Source organism: Halorussus caseinilyticus (assembly GCF_029338395.1).
GTDB lineage: Archaea > Halobacteriota > Halobacteria > Halobacteriales > Haladaptataceae > Halorussus > Halorussus caseinilyticus.
This window is the reverse complement of record NZ_CP119809.1, coordinates 1,433,097-1,450,233: the sequence shown is the minus strand read 5'-3', so window position 1 is coordinate 1,450,233 and position 17,137 is coordinate 1,433,097. Positions and strand designations below refer to the sequence as shown.

The window sequence follows — 17,137 nt, the reverse complement described above, 5'->3', positions numbered from 1 at the left end:
GTCAGAACCCGCTGAACTTGTCGCGCCGGTAGATGTCGAGTTCGCTTATCGTGGATTTCTCCTGTTCGGCCGCGAACGCGATGGCCTCCGCCACCTCCTCGGGTTCGGTGACTTCGCCCTCCGCGAATCGCTCGGCGAACGACTCGCCGTAGGCCCCGCCGAACTCGGTCCGGACCTCCGAGGGGTTGACCACCGTGACCGCCACGCCGTCCGCGCCGACGTTGCCCTCCATGCTGTGGGCGAACCCCCGGACCCACCACTTAGTGGCGGCGTAGACCGGGTTGAACGGCCGGGGGTACTGCCCGGCGAAACTTCCGACGAAGACGAGGTTGCCCTCGGTCTCTCGGAGGTGAGGAACCGACGCGCGCGTGGCGTAGAACACGCCGTCTACGTTGGTCTCCATCATCCGGCGGTACTCGTCGGTGCCGAGGTCCGCCACCGACTCGCCGCAGGCCATCCCCGCGTTGTTCACCAGCACGTCGAGTCGGCCGAACTCCGAGACGACCGACTCGACGGTCCCTTCGACCGAATCCTCGTCGCGGACGTTGGTCTGGACCGCCAGCGTCTCGGCGTCCCACTCGCGCTCTATCTTCTTCGCCACGTCGTTCAGCGCCTTCTGGCGGCGGGCCGCGAGCGCGACCCGCGCGCCGTCGCGCGCAAGCGCGTGGGCCGTCGCCTCCCCGATACCCGAACTCGCGCCCGTGACCAGTGCTACCTTTCCGTCGAGCGGGTCGTCTGCCATACCCTCGATGCGACGGCGAAGGGGTTGGCTCTTTCGCCGGGGCCGAGTTGCGGACCCTCCCCGACCAGTTCTCGCGGCGAGTTAAGCCAGAGTTAACCGCCGACTCTCCGAGGAGACGACGCCGAGATGCCGCTACCCCGAGGTTTAGGGTGGAGCGTGCAAAGTGGTAAATATGCTCATACTTCGAGGCGGGACCGTCGTGGACGCCGACGGGCGGCGAGAGGCGGACGTGGCGGTCGAAGACGGCGAAGTCGTGTCAGTCGGTGACGTACCGGACGAATCCGACGAGGAAATCGACGCGACCGGCCAGTTCGTCGCGCCGGGACTCGTAGACGCCCACGTCCACCTCATGATGGACGGTCGGCCCGACCCGAGCGAGGTCCACGACGACAGCGAGGCGACACTGGCCTACCGCGCGACGGCCAACCTCCGGGACGCACTCGACGCGGGCGTGACGACGGTCCGGGACCTCGGCGCACCCGGGTCGCTCGCGCTCGACGCCGGAACCGCCGTCGGGCGCGGCGTACTGGAGGGACCGAGAGTTCTCGCCTGCGGCGAGAACGTCGTGATGACCGGCGGACACGGCCACTGGTTCGGCCGGGAGGCCGACGGCGTGGCCGAGGTGAAGAAGGCGGTCCGCGAGCAACTCAAGCGCGGTGCCGACGTGGTGAAGTGCATGGCGACCGGCGGCGTCCTGACCGAGGGCGCGCTGACGGGCGCGCCCGAACTCGACGAGGCGGAACTCGACGCCCTCGTGGACGTGGCCGACGCCAAACGGGTTCCCACGGCGGCCCACGCCCACGGCACCGCGGGCATCAAGAACGCGGTCCGGGCCGGGATTTCGAGCGTCGAACACGGCACGTTCATGGACCGTGAGGCGGCCGAACTGATGGCCGACCGGGGCACTTACTGGGTGCCGACCGGGAAGGCGCTCTACGGCATCGTGGAGGCCGGGACCGAAGCCGGAATCCCCGAGTTCGCCGTCGAGAAGGCCGAAAAAGCCAAGGAAGCGTGGGACGAGGCGTTCGAGTACGCGCTCGACGCTGGCGTCGAAATCGCCATGGGGACCGACGCCGGGACGCCGTTCAACTACCACGGCGACATCCCCGAGGAACTGGAGTTGATGGTCCGTCACGGTCTCTCGGAGCGAGCCGCGTTGGAGGCGGCGACGGTCAACGCCGCGGACTTGCTCGGAGTAGAGGGCGTCGGAACGGTCGCCGAAGGCACTCGTGCGGACCTCGTGGTCCTCGGGGACGACCCGCTGGACGACGTGACCGCGTGGCAGTCGCCAACACGTGTCGTGAGGCGTGGAACCGTGGTTCGGTGACAGGCCCACGTCAAAAGGTCTTTTATACCGGGCAATGGAGGATTAAGGTACATGAGACGGCTGCTGGCTGTCGCCCTTGTAGTCGTGATACTCGTCGGGACGGCCCCCGTAGCGACGGCTTCGGGCAGTCACGATGCCCGCGAGGTGTCCGCCGCCCCGCAGACGCTTGCCGTGACCGAGAACTTCGACAGCGTTGAATTCCACATCACCGTCTACGAGAACGGCACCGCAGAGTGGACGTTTACCTACCAGCGGACCCTCAACAACGACACCGAGCGCCAGCAGTTCGAGCAGTTCGCCGACGAGTTCAACAACAACTCCACGCGACTGTACGAGAACTTCAGAGAGCAGGCACGCCAGTTGACCAGCGCCGGGCACAACACCACCGACCGCGTGATGAAGGCCGAAAGCTTCTCGAAGAAGGCCTACATCGGCGGACTCGTCAACAACAACCGTGGCATCGTGAAGATGTCCTTCCAGTGGACCGGATTCGGCTACTCCGAGGACGACAGCGGCAACATCATGATAGGCGACGTGTTCGAGGGGGGACTCTACATCGGGCCGAACCAGTCGCTGGTCGTCCACAGCGGTCCCGGTCTCAAGTTCGAGTCGGTAGGCCCCCAGCGGTCGGCGACGCCCTCGGGTGACACCCTGACGGCCAGCGAATCGGTGACGTGGCAGGGCGAACGTGACTTCACCGACCAGCGCCCCCGCGTGAAGTTCGAACCTATCAAAGGAACGACAACAACGACGACAGAATCCGGCGACGGGAATGCGACGACTGTCGAGAAACCCAAGAACGCGACTCAGCCACCCACCGGCGGCGACGACTGGTCGCTCCTGATGGCGTTCATCGCGGCGGTCGTCGTCTTGCTCGGTCTCGCGGCCGCGTTCGCGTGGCGACAGGGCGACTTCGGGTCGTTCTCCGCCGACAGCGACACCTCGGGCGGCGACGGCGGCGGCGGGTCCGCGACTGCCGGAAACGGCGGGACCCAGACGACCGAACCGTCGGTCAGCGACGAGGAACTGCTCACCGACGAAGCGCGCGTGAAGAAACTCTTGGACGAGAACGGCGGCCGGATGAAGCAGGTCAACATCGTCGAAGAGACGGGATGGTCGAAGTCGAAAGTAAGCATGCTCCTCTCGGAGATGGAGGAGGATGGCGACATCAGCAAACTCCGGGTCGGCCGGGAGAACATCATCAGTCTCGAAGGTCACGAACCCGACGCCGCCGGGTCGCCCCTCGAAGGCGAGTAGGACTCGCGGTCCTCACCCGCCGACGCGCATCGTTCACCTCCGTTCACGCTGACTGGTAACTCGGAATGTATCCCTGCCGAACGGCGTAAATCGGTGGTTTCGCGCGCTGAACGATTCGGGACCGGCGCGAACGTGCGGGACCGAAACACGGCGACGGGAAAGCGCAACTGTTAAACAGTCCGTCCAACTACGATTGAGTGCAGACGCGCTCCGTTGGTGTAGTCCGGCCAATCATCTTGCCCTCTCACGGCAAGGACCAGGGTTCAAATCCCTGACGGAGCACTCTTCTGAGCGAACGTAGTGAGCGAGGAGAGACGCGCACCGAAGGGCTTCTGAAGTAGACGAGTCGTATCTCACCGTCTCAGCGACGTTCGCACAACGTTGTCGAATCGAATCAGCACTCGCTCGGGGACGAACTGGTCGAAGGTGACGCGGCCGTCGGGGAACCCAATCGTCACCCGTCGGCGCGGGGAGTCGTCGCGGTCCGTCGCGGCGTCGTCGGCGACGGTGACGAGTCCCGTCGCGGCGTCGATTTCGCAGTCGCCGCGCCGAAGCAGGGTCCGGACGATAGCGTCGTGGCGAACGTCCGAGACTCGCCCGTCGTCGGACTCCTCCGAGCGGACTTCTATCTCCCGCGTGTTGTCCCCCGCGTTGGTGTTTCGAAGCCGGAGCGTCGAATAGCCGTCCACGCAGGCGTCCTCGAAGCGCCCGCGGAATCCGCCGTCGAGGAACGAGACGCGGGTCGCGCCGTCGGCGTCGAGATACCGCGTCACGGCCCGGACAGTCGCGTCCGCGGTGCCGTCGTCGGGCGCGCGGACCGCCAGCAGGTCCGTGCCCGGTTCGAAGGTAGCGACGGTCGTGGGCCGGTTCTCCTTCGAGAGCGTCAGTTGCGTCTGGGTTCCGGTCTCGGGGACGTTGCAGACCACGTAGATTCGGTCGTGGTCCCTGACGGCGGTCTGGACCTCGGGACCGTACGCGCCGGGCGACCCCACGTCGCCGGTCGGTCCGGTCGCACCGTCGGGGGAGACCCGACGCAGGCCGTCGATTCGGTAGTAGTAGACGGTCCGCGCTCCCGCGAAGCGGAGTTGGGACGCCGCCCGCCGGAGTTGGATTTGCGAGAGTTCGTCTAGCGTCTCGGCGAAGTTCCGGTCGTCAACGTCGATGGATACGTCGGCCGCCCGGAGGACGCGGCGGCGCGCCGCCTGCGAGGGAAGCCTTCGGACGAGTTCCTGCGGTGGTGCGTCGTTCTCCGTCGGGTCGAGTGGGAGGTCCATCGTCCGAGTGTACGAACGCGAGTATTGGAATCTTTCCACTTCGGTGGCCGACACCTCGGCGGGTCGGCGCTCACTCGGCGTTCGGCGCTCGCTCGGCGTCCGCGCCCTCGGCGTAGAGACATCGAAATCAGTCTATAACATAGATATACAATTCTTTAGGCTCCGTATAGTTATGTTTGAGAACGGGTTTCCGTTCCCTACATCGCGGAGCGCGGGACCGTCCAGCAGTGGGTCGAGACGACGGCGACGGCGGGCCTTCGAGACGGGTCGTCCAGTCCCGTCTGCGCCCCCGAACGCTGTCGTCCGGAGCGGGGACGCACTTTTTAAATAGCCCCTTCGGGAAGGGACGGGTAAGACCACGCATGTCTGAGCAGGAACACGCCGACGAGTCGGCGGCGGGGCGGACGGGACTGCCCATCGAACGCGGGTTTCCGATAGAGCGCGTCAACGAAATCGCCGCCAAGGAGGGCCGAGCGAAGCAGTACTACCGGCCAATCTACACGATGCACAAGTGGTGGGCGCGACGGCCGGGGTGTCTGTTCCGGGCCATCTCGCTCTACTCGCTTCTGGACGACGAGACGAGCGTCGAGGATGTCGAGGTGTACGAACCCGGTCGGAACCAGCAACTCGGCACCAACGGACTCGACGCGGCGGACCTCGTGGACGCAATCGGCGAGGTGGACATGGAGAATCCGGAGTCGCTGTGGGAGTTCTACCCCAAGGACGTTCGCGTGGCGGACAAGAAGATTCTCGACCCCTTCGCTGGCGGCGGCACCTCGCTGGTGGAAGCCTCGCGCTTCGGCGCGGAGTCGGTCGGCGTGGACCTCAACCCGGTGGCGTGGTTCGTCACCAAGAAGGAACTCGACGCCGGGGAGACGGACGTGGCGGAACTCGAACGCGCCTTCGAGCGAGTCCGCGACGACGTGGCCGACGAGATTACCCAGTACTACCGGACGCCGTGTCCCAACGCCGACCACGACGGCCGGGAGGACCACGACGCCGACGTGATGTACAACTTCTGGGTGAAGGAGTTAGATTGCGTCTCGTGCGGGCACACGGTTCCGCTGTTCAAGGACTACCGGGTGGCGAAAGGTCGCTACGAGAACGACGACCAGTACAACTGCCTCTGCCCGGACTGCGGCGCGGTGACGCTGGTCGAAGACTGGCAGGACGACAGCGAGTGCAACGAGTGCGGAAACCAGTGGGTTCCGGAGGACGGGAACGTGAGTCGCGGCGGATACTACAACTGTCCGGAGTGCGGGCAGAAGGAGGCCATCACGGACGGGATTGCCGAACAGGACGGCTACGACCTGCGACTCTACGCGGTGGAGTACTACTGCGAGGACTGCGACCAGCAGGGTCTAGAGAAGAGTTCTTATAAGGGGTACAAAAAGGCGGAGGCGGCCGACAAGCAACTGTTCGAGGAAGCAAAGCGAGAGTGGAACACGCGGACAGACCTCCACGAGTACGTCCCGGACGAGGAAATTCCGCCGGGGCACATGACTGTCGAACGAAATCCAGTTGACGACCACGGGTATGAAGAGTGGACGGACATGTTCAACGAGCGTCAGCTACTGTGTCTGAGTAAACTCCTACAGGCCATCGGTCGTGTATCCGACCGGGATTTAAAAGAGCATCTTCTCACAGCTTTCTCTGATGCTCTTCGGACGAACTGTATGATGACCTCGTATGACCCGACCAGAAACGGTATGGACCACATATTCCGAACAAACGCATTCGACCCTCCAATGTACCCCGCAGAGAACAACGTTTGGGGGACAAGGTTCGGACGAGGAACGTTCACTGCAATGTTCGAGATGGTCAAGAAAGGCGTCGAGTACGCCAACGCCCCCACCGAGCGACACGTCGAGGACGGCGAGACCGTCGAAACCGACGAGTTCGCCAAGCCAATCGGTCTGAACTCGCAGGTCTACCAAGACGACATGCGCAACATCTCCGCCGAGGACGAGTACGACGCGGTGATTACCGACCCGCCGTACTACGACAACATCATCTACTCGGAGGTGGCCGACTACTTCTACGTCTGGCAGAAGATTCTGCTCGAAGGCGAGTACCCCGGATTCGACCGCGAGAAGACGCCCCGCGAGGAGTCCATCGTGACGAATCCCTACCTCGGCAAGACCGCCGAGGACTTCGAACACGAGATGGGCCAAGCCCTCTCGGTCATCAACGACGCCTTGAAAGACGACGGGACGCTGGCGTTCACCTACCACCACAGCGACGAGGAGTCGTGGGGCGAACTCCTCCAGTCGCTCTGTGAGAACGGGTTCGAGGTGACGGCTACCTACCCCATCAGTTCCGACCTGAACAAGTTCATCGGCGGGGAAGCCGTCTCGTTCGACATCGTTATCGTCGCGCGACCCACCGACGACCGGGAACCCATCTCGTGGAATCGGCTTCGTCGGCGCATCGTCAAAACCGCCCGGAAGACCCACGAATCGCTCGAAGAGAACCGGGACCTCGCCAGCGGCGACATCGGCGTCGTGGAGATGGGCAAGTGCTTCCAAGAGTACTCCAAGCACCACGGCGCGGTCCGGCGCGCGGGCGAGTCCATGACCGCCAAGGCAGTCGTCGAGGAAATCTACGGCATCATCCAGCAGGGCGAACGCGGCGAACAGGACGTGTACCTCGACCTGCGCGAGGAGCGCGGTCCCTCCTACAGCGACCTGAACAAGCACCTCAAGCGCTCGGACGCCTCCGAGGAAGCGATGAAGGAGATGAAGTTGTTCCGCGTCGAAGACGGCGACTTCCTGCTGTGCGACTGGGACGACGAGAAGCGCCAAGCCTACGTCCAGACCAGAGTCGAAGGCGACGACGGCGACCTGACCGACTTGGACCGCGCGCACTTCCTGCGCTACCGCTACGAACACGACCGGTCGCGCGAGGAGTTCCTCGCCCGGTGGGACGAAGACGACCTGCGGGAACTCTGCGAGGACCTCGCCGCGGTCACTGGCGACGGGACGTACCTCAAGATGCTCGGCGTCGATACCACCTTCGCCGAGGGCGACTGGTAGGGGCGTCGGGAGTCGCGCGCGTCGCGCCGCTAATCTCGGCGAAGCGAAATTCTCACGTCCGAAACTCCGAGTACTCTCCGGGGACGCTCGGTTGAATATGCAGTTTCATAAGCGACCGGTTCGTGGTGTCGGTCATACATGGGTGCCGACGGAACTCTCGATACTACAATCGACGACGTGCTGACGCTCAGTCCGGAACTCACCGAGGGCGATAGCCTCGTCAAGGGCCAGATTCGCCTCTACGATGTCGATAGCGACGCCGACACCTTGGAGTCCGACGCCGAGCGATTCTTCGGCCGCACGCTTCTGACCGGGGGGTTGGAGGACTCGCTGAAGCGACTTCGGGACACCCTCCGGGGGGAGGACCACAACCGCCTCCACGAGATGTACGGTCCCTACGGCACCGGGAAGTCCCACCAGATGGTGGCGCTCTACCACTGCTTCCGGTCGCCCGGCGTCGTCGGAGACTGGGCAGACGGCCGTATCGAGGGTCTGGGCGATGCGCTCCCCGACGACGCCCTCCCCATCGTCGTCTCCCTCCAGAAAGAGCAGTACGAGTACCTCTGGGAACCGCTGTTCGAGCGCTTGGACTACGAACCCGACGAGGAACGCTACGACGAGGACGGCGGCTATCCCTCCATCGACGTGATTCAGGAAGCGGTCGGCGACCGGACCGTCGCGTTCTTCATGGACGAACTGGAAGACTGGTTCGGGTCGCTGTCCGGTCGGCGCAAGGACGCAAACCGGGGGTTCCTACAGGCGCTTTTCGAGACGACTTCTCGGCCGACCACAGACCTGTTCGCGTTCGTCTCGGTTCTCCGCGAGGGGTCGGACGTTCACGACATCCTCTCGCGCGAACCCGAACGCGTGCAGGTCAACATGTCCAATCAGGTCGATATTCGGGAGGTACTGCGCCACCGATTGGTCGATTCGGTGGACGACCCGTCGGCGATGCGCGCGCTGGTCGACCGCTACGTCGAGGCCTACGCCGACACCGACTACGTGGACCTCCCCGACGGACTCCGAGAGGAGATGTACGACACCTACCCGTTCCACCCCGTCCTCATCGACTCGCTGAAGACCCGCTACTTCGCCGAAACCGAGTCCGGGGCCACTCGCGGGATGCTCTATCTCTTCGCCAAAGTTCTCGTGGACAAGTACCGAGACACCGACCTGCTGACCCACGGCGAAGTCGATGCGGTCGAGTACAACGACGAACTCACCCGAATCAACGTCGAACACTCCCGGCCCGACCGGTGTTACGACGACATCCGGGAACGCCTCGCCGACGCCGACATCACCTACGGTCGCCCCATCCTGAGTACCGTCCTCGTCTACTCGCTGACCCCCGGACTCGCGGAGGGCGCGACCACCTCCGACATCGTACTCGGAACCTACCACGCTGGCGACCGAATCAACGACATCGTGGTGGACCTCGAACGACTGCAGGGCGAGGTGTATCACCTCTGGCGCTCGGACGACCGCTACGTCATCCGCGAGGACGAGAATCCCCGGTCGCTCGTGAAGAACGCCGCCCGCGACGTGCCCGACGAGGACGCGATGGCGCTCGTCGGCGAAACCGTCGAGAAACTGTTCGGTGCGGGCGCACACGCCGTCGGGTTCAACGTCGAGGGCGAACTGGAGAGCGTCCCCGACAGCCAGAACGTCAAGACCGTCGTGAAAAACGGCCCGTGGGACCAAGATAGCGTCGCGGAGGTCATCAAGAACCAACCCGCTGGCCGCCAGTGGCGAAACACCCTCGTCTTCGTCCAACCGAGGAACGGCAAGACCATCTCCCAGTCGTCCCAACAGGAGAAGTTCCTCGGGAAGGCCAAGGAGGTCATCGGCGCGGAAATCCGCGGGAGAGACGAGAACTTGGCCGAGGAAATCCGCGACAGGATAGACGAGTTGCACGACGACTACGAGGACGACCTGCTCGAACGCTTGGAGAGCGCCTACGGCGAAATCATCGACGGCGACGACTTGCTCAACGAGTTCGACTACGCGGCGGAGATGTCGCTGACGAACTTCGTCGCCGCCGAACCCGTCTTGGACGCCAGCAACGTCGCCGCCGCGGTGGAGGCCGACCCCTTCGACCTTCAGCGTCACGTCTGGGGTCTCGTCAGCGACCGACTCGACAGTCGCTCGGAGACGACGATAGACGAAATCTACGAGCAGTTCCTGATGGAACCGACCTACCCCATCCCCGGAAGCGCCCGCGCAGTCGTCAACGCCGTCGAGGACGGACTGGAGGACGAACCCCTCCTCGCACACGACGGGAGCGGTTTCACCGACGACCTTCGCGGTCTGAGTCGGGACACGGTACTCGCCTTGGAGAGCGAAGTCGAGAAGTGGTCTACCGAGGAAGTCGTCTCCGAACTCCGCGGGCGGTTCGGTGAGGGGACCAAGGAAGTCGATTTGGCGACGTTCGAACTCGACCTCCGCCAGCGGACCGACGTGTGGGTTCACGACCAAGACCCCGAGGACGCCGTGAAGATGGCCGCCGGGCGACTGACCAACGACGACCACTACGTCTTGGTCAGCGGCAACGAAATCCTCGACAAGGTGCGGTCGGACGCGACCCTCCGGGACGTTTCGGACGCCGAGACGATTGGTCCGACCGAAGTCCGCACTCGAATCGAGGAGACGATTGAGGCCGCGGGCGAGGCGGATACGAGTCAGGTCCTCACGACGATTCGCAACGACACCGAGACCCATCTCCCGCAGGACGACACCGCCGCCGCGTTCCGCACCGCGGTAAGTTCGCTCCTCTCGGAGGGCTACAGGCTCAAGACCGGCGGCGACTACGTGGGCACCCTCGGCGACCGCGACCCCACCTCGGTCGTCGTCGCGCCGATGGTGCCCGGCGATGTCGGCGACAGCATCCTGAATTTCGTCGGCGAACTCGACGAGGAAGAGACGTTTCAGGTCCAGTCGGTTCGGCGCGAGTGTGCGCCCGACCAGTCCGAGGCCGCGGTCGAACACTTCCTGCTCGCCAACCTCGGCGAGGAGCGTCCCCACTACGTCGTCGGTGCCACCGGGTCCGACGACCCCGGCGACTGGTTCCCCGGCGCTGGCTTCCGCGTCCCGCCCGAAGAGGGGTGGACCTTCGAGTACGAGGGCGACAGCGCCTCGGAGATGCGCGAGGAGTGGCAGGAGTCCCACGAGTCCGGGTCGGTCTCCTACGGGTCGCTGTCGTTCACCACGAACGGCGACGGCGCGGCACCCGGCCGACTCCAAGGAGTCGGCGAGTTCCAACAGGCCCAGACCGTCCTCCAACTCGAACTGGGCCAGTCCCACGAAGTCGTCGCCGACATCTTGGAGAACGTCCCCGAGTCGGCCACGAACATCGACGCGACGGTCCAGTTCGAATGATACGTACGTTCAAATACGAGGACGGGACGACTGCCACCCATGTCTGACTCCGACCCCGACTCGCGGGAGCGACTCCCGATAGAACGGGGATTCCCCGTCGAGCAGGTAAACGACCTCGCGGACCGCGAGGGCCGGGCGAAACTCCACTACCGGCCCCTGTCCACCATCCACAAGTGGTGGGCCAGACGACTCGGGAGCGTCTTCAGGGCGATTTCGCTCTACTCGCTGGTAGACGACCCCGAGACGGTCGAAGTCCGCGAACCGGGCGGCGAGGACGTGGACCTCTCGGACTTCGGCGACGACTCGGCCGACTCCGCTGGCGACGACATCGGCCAGTTGCTCGACTCGGTGAGTCTGACAGACCCCGACGCCCTCTGGGACCTCTACGCGAAGGACGTTCGCGTCGAAGGAAAGAGCGTCCTCGACCCCTTCGCAGGCGGCGGGACGAGTCTCTTGGAGGCGGTCCGTTTCGACGCGGACGTGACGGGCATCGACCTCAATCCCGTCTCGTGGTTCGTCACCAAGAAAGCGCTCGAAGCCCACCGAATCGACGTTGAGGACCTCCAACAGGCCTTCGAGGAGGTTCGAGCGTCGGTGGCCGAGGAACTCCGCTCGCAGTACGAGACGGCCTGCCCGCACGACGACGGCCACGTCGCAGACGTGATGTACGCCTTCTGGGTGCGGAAGCTAGACTGCACCTCCTGTGGCGAGACGATTCGACTCTTCAAGGACTACCGGGTCGCGGCGGGACGCTACGAGAACGACGACCGGTACAACGTCTTCTGTCCCGACTGCGAGTCGGTCTTCCTGACCGACGACTACCGGACCGACTCGACCTGTTCGGAGTGCGGCCACGAGTTCGTCCCCGCGAACGGCCCGGTGACGCGCGGGGGCAACTACGGGTGTCCCTCCTGCGGCCTGAAGTATCCACTCGTGGACGCCATCGCCGACGGGCAATCCTATTCGGCGGACCTCTACGCCGTCGAATACTACTGCACCGACTGCGAGGACGAAGGCGGAGACCGGTCGTCGTTCAAGGGGTACAAGGCCGCAACGGAGCGAGACCGTACCCAGTTCGACGACGCGAGCGAGGCGTGGCACTCCGCCGACGACTTGGACGAGTACGCGCCCCGCGGCGACATCCCGGAGGGAGCGATTACCGCGTCGTCCTCGATAAACGGCAACGACGTGTTCAGTCACGGGTACGAGACGTGGCGAGACATGTTCAACGACCGGCAACTCTACTGTCTCTCGACGTTGCTCTCGGCGATAGACGACGTGGACGACCGGACGATTCGGGAGTACCTGCTCGTCGCGTTCAGCGACTCGCTCATGTTTCAGAACGACTTCGCGCTCTACAACGTCACCGGGACGAAAATCGAGGGCATCTTCCGGCGCAACTCGTTCACTCCCCGAGTCGAGTACGCCGAGAACAACGTCTGGGGGACGCGCGCGGGACGGGGCACCTTCGAGAACACGTGGGAGAAAATCCGCAAGGCGGTCGAGTTCGCCGACAGTCCCTCGGAGCGCCACCTCGAAGACGGGGAACTCGCACGGACCGACCCCTTCGACAAGCCAGTCGGCGGGGAGTACACGCTCCATCAGGGCGACGTTCGGGACGTTGCCCTCGACTCGGAGTACGACGCGGTCATCACCGACCCGCCCCACTACGACAACGTCGTCTACTCGGAGGTGTCGGACTTCTTTTACGTCTGGCAACGACTGCTTCTGGCCGACGAGTACCCCTGCTTCGAGTCCGAGACGACGCCCCGCGAGGAGAGCATCGTGGAGAATCCGGCCGTCGGCAAGGACGCCGCCGACTTCGAGTCGGAACTCGGCGAAGCGTTCTCGAAGATACGCGACGTGTTGAAAGACGACGGCGTTCTCGCGTTCACCTACCGACACACCGGAACGGAGTCGTGGGCGAGTCTGCTCGGGTCGCTCTGCGAGGAGGGATTCGACGTGACCGCGACGTACCCGATTTCGGCGAACCTCAGCGACTTCGTGATGGGCGACGAACTCAGCTTTAGCGTCGTCGTCGTCGCCCGACCCGCCGCGGACCGCGAACCGATTAGCTGGTCGTCGCTTCGACGACGGATGCACCTCGCCGCCAAGCGAGCGCGAGACGAGATTCGGGAGGGCCAGACCCTCTCGGAGGGCGACATCGGCGTCGTGGAACTCGGCCGATGCTTCCGGGAGTACTCCAAACACCACGCGAAAGTCCACCGCGACGGGTCGGTCATGACCGTCGGCGAAGTCGTCGGCGAGATGTACGACATCGTGGCCGGGAACGTCTCGCCCGACGACATCTACCTCCAACTCTCGGCGATGGACCGCCCCACGCGCGAGGACGTGACCCGCCTCTGTCGCGGGACGGAAATCGACCCCGAGGACCTCCGCGACCGGGCGCTGTTCGACGCCGACGACGGCTTTCGACTGACCCGGTGGGACGACGACGAACGCCTCTCGTACCTCCGCGGGAAGGCCCGCGACGAGTTGTCGGCGCTCGGACTGGTCCAACTCCTGCGCTACGACGCCGACCGGAGGACCGAACCGATAGACGAACGCCGCGACATCGAGGTGACGGGGGAGCTAATCGACGTTGCGACCGACCTCGCCGAGCGTACCGGCGACGAGGAGTACCGGAACCTCTTCCGGGACTAACGTATTTCACCCTCCGGTGAGTCGTCCCGACTGACATGAGTGACACCGACGCGGTAGCCGGGATGTACAACGTCGTCGTCGTCGACGAGTGGGAGTCGGCCGACTACAGGGTGCCCGTAGACGAGTTCGTCTCCAAGTTGGAGAGTCGGGACCTCCCCGACGAAATCTGCGTGACCGGTCTCGAAGAAGTCCTCACGGGCGAGGAGGACCGCCGGGACCGACTCGTCTCGACGATGCGTCGGGAGATGGACTACCTCAACAGTCAACGCCCGCTTCCGGCGATTCAGTTCGTCGTCGGCGGCGATGTCCAAGGTGCCGGTGACACCTTCGACGTGGAAGTCGACGGCGAGTTTCACTCGCTGGAACCGATTTTCGGTCGCCGAATCAAGAGACGGAAGTCGGGTTGGCTGGTCGTCCCGTTCCGGGTGTAGGCGGTCACATGAGCGCCCACGGTCCCTCCGTGCTGACCGAAGCGCCCTCGTCGCCGGATTCGAGGAAGTAGAGCGTGACCGTCCCGTGGTCGTCGTTGCCGTCGGGGTCGTAGATAGGGACGCAGGTCGTCTCGTGTTGGGGATACGTCCGACGGCCCTCGTCGTCGGTTTTCTCGCAGGCGTCCCGGATTCGGTCTTTCGTCCATCTGCTCTGGTGGTCCAACTCGGGTTTGTTCGGTCCGTAGGACGAGAACGTGATTGCCGAGATGATGCGGTCGGCGAACGTCGCGGGATTGCTGATGCCGAACGGCCCGTTCGGGTCGCGGACCTTCGAGAGGTCCTCGTCCGTGACCTTGAGACAGAGGTAGTCGTCGGTCGCGGCCTCGAATATCCGGAGTTCCGGATACCGGAGCGCCAGCGTCTCGAAGACGTACTCGTAGACGCGGTTCTCGTACTCCTCGCAGGTGAAGTCCTCGCGCGGCGAGACGAGTCGGATTTCCCCGCCGGTCTGCCGGACCGGGAGTCGGTCCGGCCGGTGGTGGGGACAGAGAAACGCCATCCGGTCCGTGTCGGTCAGGTAGGCGTACGCGAACATCCGGGACCGAGGCCCGGAATCGGTCGCCGGGTTCTCGCCCTCGCGGTAGTACTTCGAGTCCAGCACCGCGAGCGCCTCGCCGTCGTCACAGAGGAGATGGTCGGGTTCGTGATAGCTGTTCACGTCGCGTCCGAAGGGGTACAGCGACGGTTCGTGTTTACACTCCACCGACGAAAGCTGATTCAGGTAGTCGATGTCGCCCACGGAGTTCACCGTCTGCTTCAGGACTCGCTGAGAGTAGTCCTCGAACAGCGTTTCCATGCTGAGCGCGTAGTCCACGAGCAGTTCCTCGGGACCGCCTCCGATTTGGCCGAGCAAGGTCGAGGCGAGAATCGACTGGGCGGTGTGGAACGCGCGCCGGTAGTAGCGGCGCTGTCGCGGCAGGTCGCCCAGCGAGAGGCGACGGTACTCGCCGATTCGCTTCCGACTGCTCTCGATTCCCATCTCCTCCATGCGTTCGACTTCCCGATGCACCATCGAGACGAGCAGGTCCTGTCGGGGATGTCGGTTGCCGTCCCGGTCCTGTTGGAGCAACCGGAGGAGGAGTTTCCCGGCCATGTGGACCGCGGCGTTCACGGGGTTGGCGTACTCGACGTTCGTCTCTATCCACGCGGGCGAGGGGTTTCCGGAGGCGTGGTTCATCAGCGTCCGTTCTACGTCCACGGAACCGAACCCCTCGAACCCGTCCCGTCGGCGGACGTTCAGGTCCCGGATGAACCCCTTCCGGCGGACGGTCCGGACGCCGCGGAGGTAGTTAATCGCCAAGATTGCGAGGATGCGGGTAGACTCGACGCCGCCCGAGACCAACTCGTCCAAGGGAACGCCGTAGTACGACTGGGTTCGGTCGATGTCGTAGACCGTGAGCAACATCTGAACGACGTGCTCCCACTTCACTTTGGGTTCGATTTGGACGCTCGTCCCCGGAACCAACCGCACCATGCCCACAACGTCGGCGGGTTCAACGTGGAGTGTGTCGTCTACGACGCGGACCGTGAGGACCTGAAGCCCGTCCGGTTCGTCGTCCCGGCCGGACCCGGTTCGCAGTCTGGGGCGCTTTTTGACGAACTTGCTCCCCTCTCGGACGAAGTTCGCGGCGCGAAGTTCCGACCGGACGGTCTCGGGACAGTTCTCGACGACGAGTTTCCGGCTCTCCTCGACGGGACAGAGGGAGGTACCGTAGTCGTAGTGGGGGGTCTCACTCATACGCGCTGACGCCCATCTCGCGCTCTTCGGCCTCGGCCTGCCGGGTCGCGAGGTCCACCGCCGGACCGAGGTCGAACGCCTCGAACTGGTCGTCCAAGGTCTCGTAATGGCTCGCCAGCCGATTGATTTGGGGGAGTGCGGCCGCGTTCAGGAGGCGCGGGGCGACGTAGGTGGCGAACGCCTGTCCGACCGCAGTGGCTTGCTCGCCCTCGTAGGGACCGTCGCTCGCGCAGGCGTGGGCGAGAAACTTCGTCACGTCCTCGTAGTGCATCGGCCCGAACTCCATGATGGCGTCCCCGCTACTCGTGGTCGTGCCCTCGTTGATTCCCCGGTGGTGGCGCTCGAAGAGTCTCCGGAGTTCGTCGCGGTCGATTTCGACTTCCGACCCGAGACCCCCAATCCAGCGGTCGAACAACGACGCGCGTTCGTCGTCGCCGTACCGACTGAGTTCTATCATCGCGAACCGGCGGGTGATGGCGTCGTCGAGTTCGTTCACCGTCCGGTCGGACATGTTCATCGTGCAGATGATTTTCACGTCGTCGTCGAGGGTGAGACTCTCGCCGTCGTCGTTCCGGAAGACCACTTGGTCCTCGTCCTCGATGGCGGTGTAGAGCGGCCCGAACACCTGCGAGATGTCGGCGCGGGTGATTTCGTCCACGATGACCGCCCAGTTGTCGCCGTACTCGTCGGCCTTCTCGATGCCCTGTGAGACGCACCCCGCGCGGCGTCGGTACTCGATTTCGCCGTCTTCGGTCTCGGGTTGGATGCTCCCGGTGATGTCGCCGGGCGTCCACGTCGGGGTCGCGGTGTGGATGGAGTAGTCGATACAGGTCTCCAGCGCGAGTTGCTTGGCGAAGTAGGTCTTTCCGGTCCCGGTGGGTCCGTAGAGGACGATGGGCTTGCCGACGCTCACGGCCGTCTTCGCGTTCTTCTTCACGGTGTCGGGGACGAGGATGTCGCCCAAGTCCTGATTGCGCTGGGCGACGGTCTGTTTGACTTCGAGGGGTGCGACCGACGAGGTGAGGAGTTTGTTCTTGATTATCGTCCCGCCACCGGGTACGTCGGTGTCGATGTTCTGCTCCTCTACGAGAAACTCCAGTGCGCTCGGGTCCTCGGTCCTCTCGATGAACTCCTTGGCCGTCTCCAGAGCGATTGTGATGTAGTGGCTGTGTTCCTCGGCCTCCTCCCGGTCGTATCGTTCGAATCTCGGTTTCCCTTCGTTCATTACCTGTTG

Annotated in this window: 10 protein-coding genes and 1 tRNA gene; 7 read left to right on the top strand and 4 right to left on the bottom strand. The window is 64.3% G+C overall.

Annotated features, from left to right (window positions below; all coding sequences use genetic code 11):
- Window position 1: 1 nt before the first annotated feature.
- Complete coding sequence (locus P2T60_RS07290; protein WP_276281887.1) at window positions 2–742, bottom strand: SDR family oxidoreductase; 741 nt, start codon at window positions 740–742, stop codon at window positions 2–4.
- 172 nt (window positions 743–914) lie between these two features.
- Between P2T60_RS07290 and P2T60_RS07285 the strand changes: the two genes are divergently transcribed.
- The 3 genes from P2T60_RS07285 (at window position 915) to P2T60_RS07275 (ending at window position 3,608) form a co-directional block, all read left to right on the top strand.
- A complete protein-coding gene (locus tag P2T60_RS07285) occupies window positions 915–2,069 on the top strand; it encodes a metal-dependent hydrolase family protein (protein ID WP_276281886.1) in 1,155 nt (384 codons plus the stop codon).
- 51 nt (window positions 2,070–2,120) lie between these two features.
- Window positions 2,121–3,326, top strand: coding sequence for a helix-turn-helix transcriptional regulator (locus tag P2T60_RS07280; RefSeq protein ID WP_276281885.1), 1,206 nt, complete (start codon window positions 2,121–2,123; stop codon window positions 3,324–3,326).
- Window positions 3,327–3,533: 207 nt separating this feature from the next.
- A tRNA-Glu gene (locus tag P2T60_RS07275) sits at window positions 3,534–3,608 on the top strand.
- A 71-nt stretch (window positions 3,609–3,679) separates the two neighbouring features.
- Here the strand turns inward: P2T60_RS07275 and P2T60_RS07270 are convergent.
- Window positions 3,680–4,600, bottom strand: a complete 921-nt coding sequence (locus tag P2T60_RS07270) for a hypothetical protein (protein WP_276281884.1) — start codon at window positions 4,598–4,600, stop codon at window positions 3,680–3,682.
- Between the two features lie 362 nt (window positions 4,601–4,962).
- Here P2T60_RS07270 and P2T60_RS07265 point away from each other — a divergent pair, with 362 nt between their 5' ends.
- From P2T60_RS07265 to P2T60_RS07250, 4 genes are all read left to right on the top strand, one after another.
- A complete protein-coding gene (locus tag P2T60_RS07265; RefSeq protein ID WP_276281883.1) occupies window positions 4,963–7,635 on the top strand; it encodes a DUF1156 domain-containing protein in 2,673 nt (890 codons plus the stop codon).
- Window positions 7,636–7,773: 138 nt separating this feature from the next.
- A complete protein-coding gene (locus P2T60_RS07260; RefSeq protein ID WP_276281882.1) occupies window positions 7,774–11,010 on the top strand; it encodes a DUF499 domain-containing protein in 3,237 nt (1,078 codons plus the stop codon).
- A gap of 39 nt (window positions 11,011–11,049) precedes the next feature.
- Window positions 11,050–13,674 carry a DUF1156 domain-containing protein gene (locus P2T60_RS07255; protein WP_276281881.1) on the top strand — a complete coding sequence of 875 codons (2,625 nt, stop codon included), beginning with the start codon at window positions 11,050–11,052 and terminating at the stop codon, window positions 13,672–13,674.
- 35 nt (window positions 13,675–13,709) lie between these two features.
- A complete protein-coding gene (locus P2T60_RS07250) occupies window positions 13,710–14,105 on the top strand; it encodes a DUF8076 family protein (protein WP_276281880.1) in 396 nt (131 codons plus the stop codon).
- 4 nt (window positions 14,106–14,109) lie between these two features.
- On the opposite strand, the gene P2T60_RS07245 is transcribed toward P2T60_RS07250, so the two are convergent.
- Together P2T60_RS07245 and P2T60_RS07240 are read right to left on the bottom strand one after the other, a co-directional pair.
- Window positions 14,110–15,903 carry a 5-methylcytosine restriction system specificity protein McrC gene (locus P2T60_RS07245; protein ID WP_276281879.1) on the bottom strand — a complete coding sequence of 598 codons (1,794 nt, stop codon included), beginning with the start codon at window positions 15,901–15,903 and terminating at the stop codon, window positions 14,110–14,112.
- Window positions 15,896–17,128, bottom strand: coding sequence for an AAA family ATPase (locus P2T60_RS07240; RefSeq protein WP_276281878.1), 1,233 nt, complete (start codon window positions 17,126–17,128; stop codon window positions 15,896–15,898). Before P2T60_RS07240 ends, P2T60_RS07245 begins: the two co-directional genes overlap by 8 nt.
- Window positions 17,129–17,137: the final 9 nt, after the last annotated feature.